General features: G+C 37.1%; 13 protein-coding genes and 1 tRNA gene. 7 read left to right on the forward strand and 7 right to left on the reverse strand.

Annotated elements, in window-relative coordinates; genetic code table 11:
• The coding region (locus ACFIN0_RS04145; RefSeq protein ID WP_375701974.1) for a DnaB-like helicase C-terminal domain-containing protein at window positions 1-474 on the forward strand (474 nt) is incomplete at its 5' end.
• Between the two features lie 196 nt (window positions 475-670).
• On the opposite strand, the gene ACFIN0_RS04150 is transcribed toward ACFIN0_RS04145, so the two are convergent.
• Window positions 671-747, reverse strand: a tRNA-Met gene (locus tag ACFIN0_RS04150).
• A 159-nt stretch (window positions 748-906) separates the two neighbouring features.
• On the opposite strand from ACFIN0_RS04150, the gene ACFIN0_RS04155 reads away from it, so the two are divergent.
• Both ACFIN0_RS04155 and ACFIN0_RS04160 read left to right on the forward strand, forming a co-directional pair.
• The gene (locus ACFIN0_RS04155; protein WP_375701975.1) at window positions 907-1,863 is read left to right on the forward strand and encodes a Gfo/Idh/MocA family protein; all 957 of its coding nucleotides are present in this window, start codon (window positions 907-909) and stop codon (window positions 1,861-1,863) included.
• A gap of 49 nt (window positions 1,864-1,912) precedes the next feature.
• Complete coding sequence (locus ACFIN0_RS04160; protein ID WP_375606926.1) at window positions 1,913-3,031, forward strand: DegT/DnrJ/EryC1/StrS family aminotransferase; 1,119 nt, start codon at window positions 1,913-1,915, stop codon at window positions 3,029-3,031.
• 314 nt (window positions 3,032-3,345) lie between these two features.
• Here ACFIN0_RS04160 and ACFIN0_RS04165 read toward each other — a convergent pair whose 3' ends face one another.
• Genes ACFIN0_RS04165 through ACFIN0_RS04175 form a run of 3 tightly spaced genes read right to left on the reverse strand, consistent with a single transcriptional unit; the run spans window position 3,346 to window position 4,612 of the window.
• On the reverse strand, window positions 3,346-3,612 hold the full coding sequence (locus tag ACFIN0_RS04165; protein WP_375608211.1) for a hypothetical protein: 267 nt from the start codon (window positions 3,610-3,612) through the stop codon (window positions 3,346-3,348).
• A complete protein-coding gene (locus ACFIN0_RS04170) occupies window positions 3,602-3,988 on the reverse strand; it encodes a hypothetical protein (RefSeq protein WP_375701976.1) in 387 nt (128 codons plus the stop codon). The genes ACFIN0_RS04165 and ACFIN0_RS04170 overlap by 11 nt, the downstream gene beginning before the upstream one ends.
• 27 nt (window positions 3,989-4,015) lie before the next feature.
• Complete coding sequence (locus ACFIN0_RS04175; protein WP_375606929.1) at window positions 4,016-4,612, reverse strand: DUF1134 domain-containing protein; 597 nt, start codon at window positions 4,610-4,612, stop codon at window positions 4,016-4,018.
• Between the two features lie 214 nt (window positions 4,613-4,826).
• On the opposite strand from ACFIN0_RS04175, the gene chpT reads away from it, so the two are divergent.
• On the forward strand, window positions 4,827-5,465 hold the full coding sequence (chpT, locus tag ACFIN0_RS04180) for a histidine phosphotransferase ChpT (protein WP_375608212.1): 639 nt from the start codon (window positions 4,827-4,829) through the stop codon (window positions 5,463-5,465).
• 221 nt (window positions 5,466-5,686) lie between these two features.
• On the opposite strand, the gene ctrA is transcribed toward chpT, so the two are convergent.
• Window positions 5,687-6,388 (reverse strand): response regulator transcription factor CtrA, encoded by a 702-nt coding sequence (ctrA, locus tag ACFIN0_RS04185; RefSeq protein ID WP_375606931.1) that lies wholly within the window; start codon window positions 6,386-6,388, stop codon window positions 5,687-5,689.
• A 562-nt stretch (window positions 6,389-6,950) separates the two neighbouring features.
• Between ctrA and ACFIN0_RS04190 the strand changes: the two genes are divergently transcribed.
• The gene (locus ACFIN0_RS04190) at window positions 6,951-7,337 is read left to right on the forward strand and encodes a flagellar export protein FliJ (protein WP_375606932.1); all 387 of its coding nucleotides are present in this window, start codon (window positions 6,951-6,953) and stop codon (window positions 7,335-7,337) included.
• A gap of 139 nt (window positions 7,338-7,476) precedes the next feature.
• On the opposite strand, the gene ACFIN0_RS04195 is transcribed toward ACFIN0_RS04190, so the two are convergent.
• Window positions 7,477-7,752 (reverse strand): DUF1153 domain-containing protein, encoded by a 276-nt coding sequence (locus tag ACFIN0_RS04195; RefSeq protein ID WP_273790817.1) that lies wholly within the window; start codon window positions 7,750-7,752, stop codon window positions 7,477-7,479.
• Between the two features lie 404 nt (window positions 7,753-8,156).
• On the opposite strand from ACFIN0_RS04195, the gene mnmA reads away from it, so the two are divergent.
• Window positions 8,157-9,380 (forward strand): tRNA 2-thiouridine(34) synthase MnmA, encoded by a 1,224-nt coding sequence (mnmA, locus tag ACFIN0_RS04200; RefSeq protein WP_375606934.1) that lies wholly within the window; start codon window positions 8,157-8,159, stop codon window positions 9,378-9,380.
• Between the two features lie 280 nt (window positions 9,381-9,660).
• Here the strand turns inward: mnmA and ACFIN0_RS04205 are convergent, their stop codons facing one another.
• Window positions 9,661-10,470, reverse strand: coding sequence for a TrmH family RNA methyltransferase (locus ACFIN0_RS04205; RefSeq protein ID WP_375610479.1), 810 nt, complete (start codon window positions 10,468-10,470; stop codon window positions 9,661-9,663).
• Window positions 10,471-11,236: 766 nt separating this feature from the next.
• On the opposite strand from ACFIN0_RS04205, the gene ACFIN0_RS04210 reads away from it, so the two are divergent.
• Window positions 11,237-12,145, forward strand: coding sequence for a cation diffusion facilitator family transporter (locus ACFIN0_RS04210; protein ID WP_375610480.1), 909 nt, complete (start codon window positions 11,237-11,239; stop codon window positions 12,143-12,145).
• Window positions 12,146-12,432: the final 287 nt, after the last annotated feature.

Genomic DNA, 12,432 nt, shown 5'->3' on the forward strand with positions numbered 1-12,432 from the left:
GCAAGGCGTCTTAAACGACAACATGGTCTAGATGTCTTGATTATCGATTATATCCAACTCATGACAAGCGGTTCAAAGCGTTCATTAGAAAATCGCGTTCAAGAAATTACAGCCATTACCACCGGATTAAAAGCACTTGCAAAAGAACTCAATATTCCCATCATTGCTCTGTCACAACTTTCGCGTCAAGTTGAAAACCGAACCGATAAACGTCCACAACTCTCCGATTTACGTGAATCTGGTTCAATCGAGCAAGATGCCGACATTGTTCTGTTCGTTTATCGTGAAGAATACTATCTCAAAAATGAAGGACCCAAAGAAGGCACCGCTGAGTATAGCAAATGGCAAGATGCAATGGAGCAAGCCAAGGGTAAAGCCGAGGTTATTATAGCAAAACAACGCCATGGTCCGACAGGAATCGTTCCCCTTGCCTTTCAATCCGATTTTACACGCTTTAGTGATTTGGAAAAATAGGAGCAGAAAAATGCGTTAAAGAGAGCTTTAAATACCCTTTGAAAAGCATTTGAAGACCCTTTGAGAACCCCTTAAAAACTCTTTGAGAAAAAATAAATTGGTACAAAACCTAGTGGCAAAATATACAAAAACCGCTGGCAAGCTACACTAGCTACACAAGCTACAAAAATATACAAAACCTGCTGGCTAGCTACAATGGTAGCGGAGGAGGGATTTGAACCCCCGACACAAGGATTATGATTCCTCTGCTCTAACCTACTGAGCTACTCCGCCAAAACAGATATATTACTGTAAACTATTTCATCTTTTGCGGATATAAGGGGTAGAATAGTAAGATGTCAAGCATCGTTTTGAAGCTTTTTTCTTGTTATTTTATTTTATCCTCGATATGTAAGTGTAGTTTTATATGATAAAGTAAGGTAAGGCGTAAAAATGGTGCCACGTGTAGCGGTTTTAGGATGCGGTCATTGGGGTGGAAATCATATAAAGACACTTCACTCTCTTGGGGCTTTAGCAGCAGTTTCTGATATTGATAGTGATCGTGCTGCCAGTTTTGCAACACTGTATGGTGTGGAGATTATTAAACCAGATGATCTTTTTGCTCATAGAGATATTGATGCACTGGTGTTGGCGCTGCCTCCACAATTTCACACGCAAAATGTGCTGCGTGCTGTTAAAAATGGTAAAGATGTTTTGGTGGAAAAACCAATAGCCTTGAATGTTTCTGATGCTAAACGCCAAGTTCAGGAGGCTGAGGCCTATGAGCGAGTTTTTATGGTGGGCCATATTTTGCGTTTTCATCCAGCTTTTGAAAAAATGTGTGAATTGGTGAAAAACGGAGATGTGGGAGATGTGCGATATATTTATTCTCATAGATTAGGCTTTGGAAAATTTCACACACACAGTGATGCTTTATGGGATCTTGCCCCTCATGATCTCTCAATGATTTTGGCGTTGACAGGATGTGAACCTTCCGAAATTCGTGGTGAGGGCGCTGCTGTCGTTGATCAGATTTCTGATTTTTCTCATATTCATATGACTTTTCCAAATGGTGTGCGTAGTCATCTTTTTACTTCACGCTTGAGTTCTTATCGTGAGAGGCGTTTAATTGTTGTTGGAACAAAGGCTATACTCGTTTTTGATGATATGGAACCGTGGAGTCGTAAATTGGCAACGCACCATTTTGCCGTTTGGAAAGAAAATCAAGAGTGGGCTTTTAGCATGGATGAGCTGAATTACATCGATGTTTGTGAAGATTTGCCGCTTACTTGCGAATTACGGCATTTCCTTCATTGTATTGAAACGCGTCAATCGCCTCGTACAAATGGTGATGATGCTATTGCGGTTTTACGGATTTTAACAGCTGCTGATATCAATTATGATAGATAAAAGAGATAGGTAGCGCTTTTGCATTCTTGTGATGATCAATGGAGTTAATATGCAATTCATCGACCTTGGGGCGCAGCGTGCGCGTATTGAAGATAAAATTAATTCTGCAATTGCGCATGTAGTCGCTAGTGGTAAGTATATTTTGGGGCCAAAAGTAACAGAATTTGAAGAGAAATTGGCAGAATATCTTGGCGTTAAACATGTGATTGCATGTGCTAATGGAACAGATGCTTTGAAGATGCCTCTTATGGCTAAAAATATTGGTCCAGGGGATGCTGTTTTTTGTCCTAGTTTTACGTTTTCTGCAACGGCTGAAGTGGTTGCTTTGGTGGGGGCTAAACCTGTTTTTGTTGATGTTTTACCTGATACATTCAATATTGATGTTGAAAAACTTTCTCATGCAATTGAAATGGTAAAAAAAGAAGGACGTCTAAAGCCAAAAGCTCTTATTGCTGTTGATTTGTTTGGGCTGCCTGCTGACTATGTGCAAATTGCTCAAGTAGCAGCAAAGGAAAATCTTTTTGTGATTGAAGATGCTGCACAATCTATGGGCGGAAGAAGCGGTAATACTATGTGTGGTGCTTTTGGTGATGTAGCGGCCACAAGTTTTTATCCTGCAAAACCATTAGGATGTTATGGTGATGGAGGTGCTATGATGACCAATGATGATCATTTGGCAGAACTTTTACGTTCTATTTTGTTTCATGGTAAAGGTGAAACGCAATATGATAATGTCCGTATTGGTATGAATTCGCGCTTAGATAGCATTCAAGCTGCAATTTTATTAGAAAAGTTTGTTATCTTTGAAGATGAAATGCAAAAGCGTGTAGAAATTGCTCAACGTTATTCCGATGGCTTAAGAGATATTGTTACAGTTCCAGAAATAGGAGAAAATATTCGTTCTGCTTATGCACAATATACGATTAAGGTAAAAGAACGTGATAAACTAAAAGATTTTTTACAAAAAAATTATATTCCTACAATGGTTTATTATAAAACTCCTTTACATAAACAGCCTGCTTATAAACATTTTCCTTATGTCACAGATTCTCTTTCTGTTTCAGAGTCTTTAGGAGATTGTGTTTTAAGTTTACCCATGCATCCTTATTTAACGCAGAATGATCAGGATATGATTATTCAGAAAATAAAAGACTTTTATTACTCTTGAGAGAGTTCTTTTATCTTTAAAAATATGTAAAAGCTTTATGAATGGATCCATTTTAGAAAATATTTTTATTAGAGTGTGTGGCAAATGTTTTTAAGTATAATTGTCTGGACTCATGAAATGTTGTCTTTTAGGGCGGTGATATGATCAGCAAGGAGAACCAGCGAGACAAGAAGATGTTTTTTTTACAAAACGGCGTGGATTTAAGAAAATTTGTTCTTTCGTTTAGTGAGAAAGCCACGTTTAATAAAAAATATTTCGGTTATGAGAGATCTTTGTTGATTTCACTCTTCATTTAAGGTGTTTTTAAAGACAACTTATTTAAGGGGGACTTGGGAGAGAAGCTTTATTTTTTGGCGAATACGTGATGCTAGGTCATTTTTGCTTTTGGATTTTTGAATCAATGTGTTGATGGGTGATGTATTCCCCTCTTGTAGTGCTATGTGAGCTGCCAATGTTGCTGCAAGTTCTTTTGTTTCTTCTCGGAGTTCTTCTAGCAGTTGCTGGTTAGCGGTCGTGTCCAGCTCATGAGTTTGGATTTTTTGTAAGCGTTGCTGATAGTGTGCGACTTTTTCACGCATCATTTGTCTTTCCTTTGGAAGTGTGTAGTGTGGCGATATTTTGTTTGATTGCTATCGCTTCTTTGGTGAGAGTATCTTTTGTGGAGAGGCATAGCCGATAAAATTGTTCTGTTACTTGGCTCAGTTGTATTTTTTGTTGGACATATTTTTTTTGCAAAAATTCGTACTTTTTTTGGTTGTTTGCTAATTCTACAGCATGTTGTGCACGAAGAAAATCGTGATTTGCTTCTATTTCCGCGAGTGATAATGGCATTTTCGCACAAACATCTTTATACGCAAAATGAACGGCTTTACGCCAAATAAAAGGAGATAAAAGCACCAGTAACCAGGAAGTAAAAGCAACTCCAAGTATAAAAAAAAGAAATGATTGAATAAGCATAATACCCCTTTTCAAATAAGAAACCGTTTAAAACGGATTCCATGTCGGTTTAGGTGTTAATTTTAAATATCCTATATTGATACCAAGGCGAGCGCCGACTCCTGTACGTATTGGGATTAACAAGGTATTATGGTATTTGAGGACATGAAAACCAACACCTGCAATTAAATAGGCCGAACCTGAAATACCTCCATAGCGTCTCCATAAATTATTTATGCCATTAAGATTGTAAACTAAGATCATTAAACGGGAGCCTTGTCCGCCAAAATCCCATCCTACTGAGGGACCTTGCCAAAAAACTTTATGTTGACCATAGCTTTTGGTAAAAACCATTCCTTCGCCATAGGTTAATCCAGCAAAAAAGGCACCAGAAGCTTCTTCTCCTAAAATATAGGCATTGGGATAACCGTATTTTGAAAAAATATTTTGAATTGCAACAGCCAGACCACTGGCTGTTTTTCCAAAAAAAATATGACCAGAATCAATAATTTCTTGGAGTGAATAATGAGGTTCGTTTTGCTCTATTGGTTTTAGTCGAGCTTGTGTAGTGTTTATGGTGATGAATAAAAGGAAGATTAAAGATATAATATTTTTGTACCAGTATTTGAGCAGAGAGAGAGCCATAGAGTTTTCTCCTTTTATTAGTGATAAACAAAAAGATAATATTAGAATTTTCATTCTATTCAAATAAAAAATAAGATATAAGGTTATTTAAATTCTTGAATTTATTTCTAAATTTTTTAGCATGATTGTTAATGTTTCCTATTATGCATCAGATGTTAAGAGTTTTTCTTTAAAATAAAGTTTGTTTTTTTGAATCTAGGAGTTTTCAATCATTATGACGTTAGATATTTTTTTGAAGCCTATGGATCTTGCTGCTTTGCTTTGTAGTCGTATTTGCCATGATTTGATTTCACCTGTGGGGGCTATTCAAAATGCAATGGAGCTTTATGATGAAGGAGGAGCTGAAGAAGATGCTTTACAATTGGTGCGTTTATCCGTTGCGAGTGCTGCTGCACGTCTACAATTTGCGCGATTAGCTTTTGGTTTTGCTGGTGCAAGTGGAGGACAAATAGATACACGGGCTGCAGAGCAGGTTGCTCAGCAATATATGAAAGAAGAAAAAGCAACTTTAAAATGGCAAGCTTCTTCTTTATTGTTAGCAAAAGATGAAGTTAAACTTTTGCTTAATTTATTATTGATTGCAAACGCAACAGTTTCTCGTGGTGGTGAAATTGTTGTTATGATTTTGCAAGAAGAAAATAAACGTTCTTTTCGATTTGAGGTTTTCGGTAGAACTCTCCGTATACCCCCTCATTTTCTTGCGTTATTTCGTGGAGAAGTTCAAGAAGAGCTTATTGATGCACATGTCATCCAATTTTATTACACAATGTTACTTGCTCAGATGACAGAGATGAAAATAAATATTGATGAAAGTGATGGTTGTATTGTTTTAGAAAGTGTAAAAAAGCTTTGAATAAGAGAGAAGCGCTTAAGCTGTGTTGGGAAAAGTGGCTTCGATTGAACTTATGAGTGATAAGGTTATATGTGTAAATTGGGTGTGGTTACTTCTTAAGCTTTAAGCGCTTTCTATATGAGATTTTTTGTGTGCGAGTCTCTACTTTTAAAAGAGAAAAGATCTCGGAAAAAATCTCGGCCCGCTACACTCCGAGATTTTACAATGTGCATGTTCACTGCTTAAGCGGTTTTTCGTACGTTCTCTTCAACTGGATCACGTAATACATAACCACGTCCCCAAACTGTATCAATGTAATTTACACTGGAAGAGACTGCTTCCAATTTTTTCCGCAATTTACAGATAAAAACATCGATAATCTTTAGTTCTGGTTCATCCATTCCACCATAGAGATGATTGAGAAACATTTCCTTGGTAAGGGTGGTACCTTTGCGTAAAGAGAGAAGCTCTAACATTTGGTATTCTTTACCGGTTAAATGAACAGGGCGCCCTGCAACTTCGACAGTTTTTGTGTCAAGGTTAACGGTGAGATCTCCGGTAACAATAACCGATTGTGCATGCCCTTTTGAACGACGAACAACTGCATGGATACGTGCAATGAGCTCATCCTTATGAAAAGGCTTCGTCATATAGTCGTCTGCTCCAAAGCCAAAACCACGAACCTTGTCTTCAATGGCATTCATACCAGAAAGGATTAGGACAGGAGTTTTTATTTTTGCCAACCTTAGAGTCCGCAAGACATCATACCCTGACATGTCAGGCAAATTCAGATCAAGCAAAATGATATCATAATCATAGAGTTTTCCCAAATCGATACCTTCTTCACCCAGATCAGTGATATAAACATTAAAGTTAGCCGATTTTAACATCAACTCAATGCTTTGAGTAATTGCTCTATCATCTTCAATTAATAATACGCGCATTTTAGATCCCTCACTTTGCTCCTTCACGAATCATAAGGAGCATTTCTATTTTATATCAGTTAGCAAAACCACTGTTATAAAAACAATTCATTAAATCAAACGCTTATAACAAAGCGTTTATGAACATTTCAGTAGTACGCGTAACAATCACTACTAAATTCCCCACTATCCATGATAGTGGTTAACAAAATATTTTTATTTTTGAAAGAGGCTACAAAATTATTTTAGAAAAATCCTATATTTTTTAACATAATAAAAAAGGAGGACTTTTTTATAAACTTTAACTTAAAAAAATTTGTAAAAGAGCTTTATAAATTACTTTTTTACAATTTCAGTGTTTATTTACTGAGCTTTAAACCTCTTCAGTTTATAATGGGGGAAAAGTTAAAGAAATAGTTATTACTCTTTAAAGCAGATTGTATTTTTAGATGCTTTAATGAAAGGCAGAAATTATTATAATTTCAAGTTAATAGACTGTTTTTGTCGGATAGATATATAACTAAAAGATATTTATTGGATGTAAATGCGAGTTTTGAGTTGGCGCAATCAAGGAGTAGTGAGTATGAAGCCACGAGAAAATATGGTGCGATTGAGGATGTTTCAAGTGCGTGGAAAGCGCCGTGAAATTGCACAGCTTGAGATGATGATCGCAGAATTTGAACGAATGGTGTTAGAGTTGGAAGCACAGATTACTCATGAAGAACGTAAATCTGGAAACAATGATGTTCACCATTTTGCTTATTCTGCTTTTGCGCGTGCAGCGCGGCAAAGACGTGATAATCTGATCAATTCAATTCGTGATTTAGAACTTCAAAAAACAAATGCTGAAATTGCTCTCCATGAAGCTAATACAGAGCTGCAACGTGCACAGCTTTTGGAAGCACGAGAAAAGAAGATTGCTGCGGATGATAAGGATATTTTGATTCAATCTAATTCAATGGTTGGCTAATTTAATGGCTGGATGATAAAAGCAATTATTGAAAAATCCATTCTTTCAGGTTTATCTTTTGGATATAGTATAAAACAGCCAAACTTTTATCAAGTTTAGCTGTTTTATAGATTGCTTTATGTTATTAATCAATGGCAACTTAATGCCTGTAGTGTTGAATCTTGGTCGTTCGTAATCCCGCTAAACCGTGTTCATCGATTAAACTTTGCCATGAAAGAAATTCTTCTACAGTCAAAGTATAACGGTGGCACGCTTCGTCAAGACTTAATAATCCACCTCTGACAGCCGCAACAACTTCAGCTTTGCGACGAATCACCCAGCGCCGTGTTGTTTGCGGCGGTAGGTCGGCAATTGTAAGCGGACTTCCATCTGGCCCAATAACATATTTCATTTGTGTTTTTATCAAGTTGCTCATTCGTATCCTCTACCTTTAGTCAAGGACTTGATTCGTTTATAGAGCATGAAATTTAAAAAAGAGCTAAAAGCGCTGAAAGAAAAAATTAATAAAGTGATTGGGTATGTAAAAAGAAGCTCAAGTTGAAGTGTTAGAAGAGATTCTTGCAATATTTTACTGGATTTTTCAAAAGAGAAAAAAGGTTTTCTAAAAAGATTTCTCCTAAACAATTACCATTATGCCTTATTTCCATCATTCTTTTTTTGTTTGCAGCAGCTTTTTAGAATGTGATGCTATGGTTGTGGAAAGGATAAAAAAACAATATAAAGAGCAATTAATAGTATAAAAGTGGCAAAGAACGCGCATCAGAATATTAATAATAGATGGGTATCCATTAAAGAGAGCATTAAATAGAGAATGAATACATGTTTTTAAACAGCCTTGATTTACCAGGACAACCTGAGGATTCTCGCATTGTTGTTGCAATGTCGGGGGGGGTTGATTCATCGGTTGTTGCAGGTCTTTTGAAAAAGGAAGGGTATAATGTTATTGGCATTACGTTGCAGCTTTATGATCATGGGGAAGCAACGCATCGGGTGGGGGCGTGTTGTGCAGGACAAGATATTGAAGATGCTCGCCGCGTCGCAGAAACACTAGGAATACCGCATTATGTTCTTGATTATGAAAAGCGCTTTCGTGAAGCTGTTATTGATCCGTTTGCAGAAAGTTATGCTCATGGAGAGACCCCAGTACCATGTATTGCATGTAATCAAACGGTTAAGTTTGCTGATTTATTAGCAACGGCACGCGAATTGGGGGCAGATGCTTTGGCTACGGGACATTATATTCGTTCGCGTTCCCACGGAGCGCATCGAGCACTCTTTCGTCCTCTCGATAATGATCGTGATCAGAGTTATTTTCTCTTTGCAACGACACAAGAACAGATTGATTATTTGCGTTTTCCACTTGGTGACCTTCCAAAAGCCCGCGTTCGTGAAATGGCAGCAGAAATGGGCTTTGTGGTTGCCAATAAGCATGATAGTCAGGATATTTGTTTTGTTCCACAAGGAAAATATTCAGATGTTATCGCAAAACTGCGTCCAGAAGCAGCTAATCCTGGCGTTATTGTCCATATTGATGGAAAGATTTTAGGTAAACATTCGGGGATTGTTAATTATACTGTTGGTCAACGTCGTGGTATTGGGGTGTCAACGGGTGAAGCGCTGTATGTGATTTATCTCGATGTGGAAAATGCACGTGTTATTGTTGGACCGCGTGAAATGTTAGAAACGCATAAGCTTTTTTTACGTGATGTGAATTGGCTTGGTGATGAACCGTTAGATAATTTCCCTTCTCAAGGTATTGAGGTGGCTGTAAAGGTGCGTTCAACGCGTCCTCCTCACCTTGCGCGCTTACATTATAAAGAAGGTATTTTTTCCGTTGATTTATTGGAATGTGAAAATGGTGTGGCACCAGGGCAAGCTTGCGTTCTTTATGATGGAAATGGTCATGAGGCGCGTATTCTTGGGGGAGGATTTGTAACACATTCAGAACGTGCGGCCGATACTGAAATGATGTTGAAGCGCGTTTTATGCAATCTTGAAACAAAAGATTCTGTTTCCTCAGAACTAAAAACAACAGCTTTATAAAGCATAGTGAATTGATTTATAATGATATTTTTTAATCTTAAACTTGAATGAGAGACTTCCGGAAAATTTTCTCATTGAAAGTTTATTTTATGATTGAATCCATCAAAATTATATCTTCTGCATTTCATAAGCGGGGTTAGGGTGTGGAAAATGATTATAAAGAAAATGTGAAAATGTTTTTTATCAATGTTTTCAAAGGCTAGGGAACGGTAATATTATTGGAGACTGGTAGATAACACACAACATTGGATATGTTCTATAACTTGAAGTGTTATCATCTTTAGGGGTCAAAGTTAGTAAAATGGGCAAGTGCAATACCTGAGGCTGTGGCAACATTAAGGCTGTCAAAACCGTCAGTCATGGGAATACGTAAGGTGTTTGATTGTTGTAGTATATGGGGTGGTAAGCCATCGCCTTCTGTTCCAAAAATAAGTGCTATTTTTTTGGTTTTGTTGGCTTGTTTGAGAGTGTGTGAGGCAGAAGGGGAGAGTGCATAAAGATGAAAGTTTTCATCGTTTAGAGCAGCTATAATGTCATCTATATCAGCGTTTTGCGTATAGGGTACTTTTAAAGCAGCGCCGGCAGAAACTCTTATTGATTTGCGATAAAGTGGATCGCATGAGGTTTTGTCGACAATAATGCCATTACTGGCAAAGGCTGCTGCATTACGAAAAATTGATCCCATATTATCGTGATTCGAGATACCACATAAAACAAGAATCAAAGCTTTTTCTGGAAGATATTGTAAAAAACTTTGTAAGGATGGCAGTATTTTGCGTTTACCAATACCCAGAACACCACGATGAACATGGAAGCCGGTGATATTATCCATAACTTTTTGTGGAACGCAATAAATGGGACATAGGGGCTGTGTTTTTTCTAAAAGCGGTAGAAGTCCAGAGAGACGGTTTGCTACGATGAGCAGTGAGATGGCAGAAAACTCTTTCGAATGTAGTAATGCGGACAATGTTACTTTGCCTTCAGCAATAAATTGATGTTGCCGTCCAACAAGATCTTTTTCACGGATATTATGATAGGCTTTTAGGCGTGGATCATCTGTTTCATTGATTGTTATGATATTCAAATGCATGCGAGATTTTTAGTGCTTTTTTCTTATGATTTCCAGATGTTAGAATTTGTTTTATTTAAAAAGAAGAGATAAAAAAATATTTTTTAAAACTTATGGTAGAATTTGTATTGACAATATGCAACCATAGGTATAATGTAAAAATACTGATACGGAATCATATATTTTTTCTCGTATCGGGTGCAGTGTCTTGGGTCCCCGCTATTTCCCAAGTTCTGTATGCCCTTAGTTTTTAAGGGAAAAGAATCTGGGTCCCCAATGCCCAGATTCTTTTTTTTGAGGGTAATCATTGTTCTTCTTTTTATATCTAAATTTTTCAGTAAATCATATTTTAAAATCCTGTTGACCTGTAAAGTTACCGTAGAGTGCTAAGATATTTTTTCTAAGGTGCAAAGATGGCTTATAGATGGGTTATAATGCACATCATAAGACTGAAAAATAATGCATGATCATGATAGATTTGAGCAAAAACAAGTTTTTCGTTTATGAGAAGTGAGATGGCTTCAAGTTATTCAGAAAACGATTAATAATGAAGGTTATGTGTTTGATTGCTCTTGGGAAAGCTCTTTTTTCTATTATTTTCTCTCTTCTTTATTTATTGGTGCTGTTCGTGTAACTGAGCAGTTTTTACGATAATAATGGTGAGCTGAGGCGTTTATTGTATGATGAAGCTTCTGTAATATTGAGGAAAGATCGTCGTTATGCCAAAAGTATAATGATATGGTTGAAAATATTAATTCCCTATTTCGTGAAGAAAAGGATGAGGTTCATGGATGTAAAAATCAATATACAAAGCTTAACTTTATACTCTATTTTTATTGCGTGTATTGTTTTTGCTTTGAAATATTGGGCATATCACATTACAGGTTCGGTTGCACTTTATTCTGATGCATTGGAATCAATCGTTAATATCCTTGCGTCATTGGCAGCATGGTGGGCTGTTAAAGTGAGTATGAAGCCAGCAGATCATGATCATCCCTTTGGGCATCATAAAGCGGAATATTTTTCCGCAATTCTTGAAGGGGTACTCATTATTATTGCGGCAATTGTTATTTTAAGAGAAGCATGGATAGCTCTTTCTACCGTTAAATTGTTGCAGAAACCTGGAATATGGCTTGTTATTCATCTTATTGCAACTGTCATAAACTGTATGTGGGGAATGGTTCTTATTGGGCAGGGAAAACTCCATCGCTCACCGGCTCTTAAAGCTGATGGAGTACATTTTATAACAGATGTTTTTACGTCGCTTGCAATTTTAATTGGTTTGATTGCCGGTTTTGTCGGAGGATGGGGAGCTTTAGATCCAATTTTAGCGATAATCGTTGCCGTTAATATTCTCTTACAGGGCTGGAAGGTGATTAGAAATGCTGTTCAGGGATTAATGGATGTTGGTGTTGAATTGAATGAAAGCATGCGGATTCGTGAGCTGATTTCTGCAAATGCATCGGGTGCGCTTGAGGTCCATGATTTGCGGACGCGTGTTGCTGGGAGGGTTACTTTTATAGAGTTTCATTTGGTTGTGCCTGCTGTAATGCAGGTAGGAGAAGCACATAAAATTTGTGATAAAATTGAAGCTGTTCTTCAAAAAGAATTTGATAATGTGCGTATTTCTATTCATGTCGAGCCTGAAGATGAGGCAAAATTGCCTCCTGGTACAACGGTGATCCCTTTTATATAAAAAGATTTTTTCAAATGGGTTGTCATGTTACGAACATTAATTTTTTACGGTGTGGCAACTCATATCTCTTGAAAATACGATGATGCTCTTTTGTTGATTGTATTTTGGCATCAATAAAGGGGAAGATTAAACAGAGGCTCTTAAGGCAAGATTTATTCTGTTATCGTACACTGTCATTTAAGGTGTGGTGAGATAAGACCTATAAAATTTGATTTCTTAAGCATTTTTTGAGTGCGCGGTCAATGCCGAGCAGTAAGGCTTGCTGGTGGCGTTTAATTGAATTACAT

This window comes from Bartonella sp. AA89HNZF (assembly GCF_042196905.1).
Lineage (GTDB): Bacteria > Pseudomonadota > Alphaproteobacteria > Rhizobiales > Rhizobiaceae > Bartonella.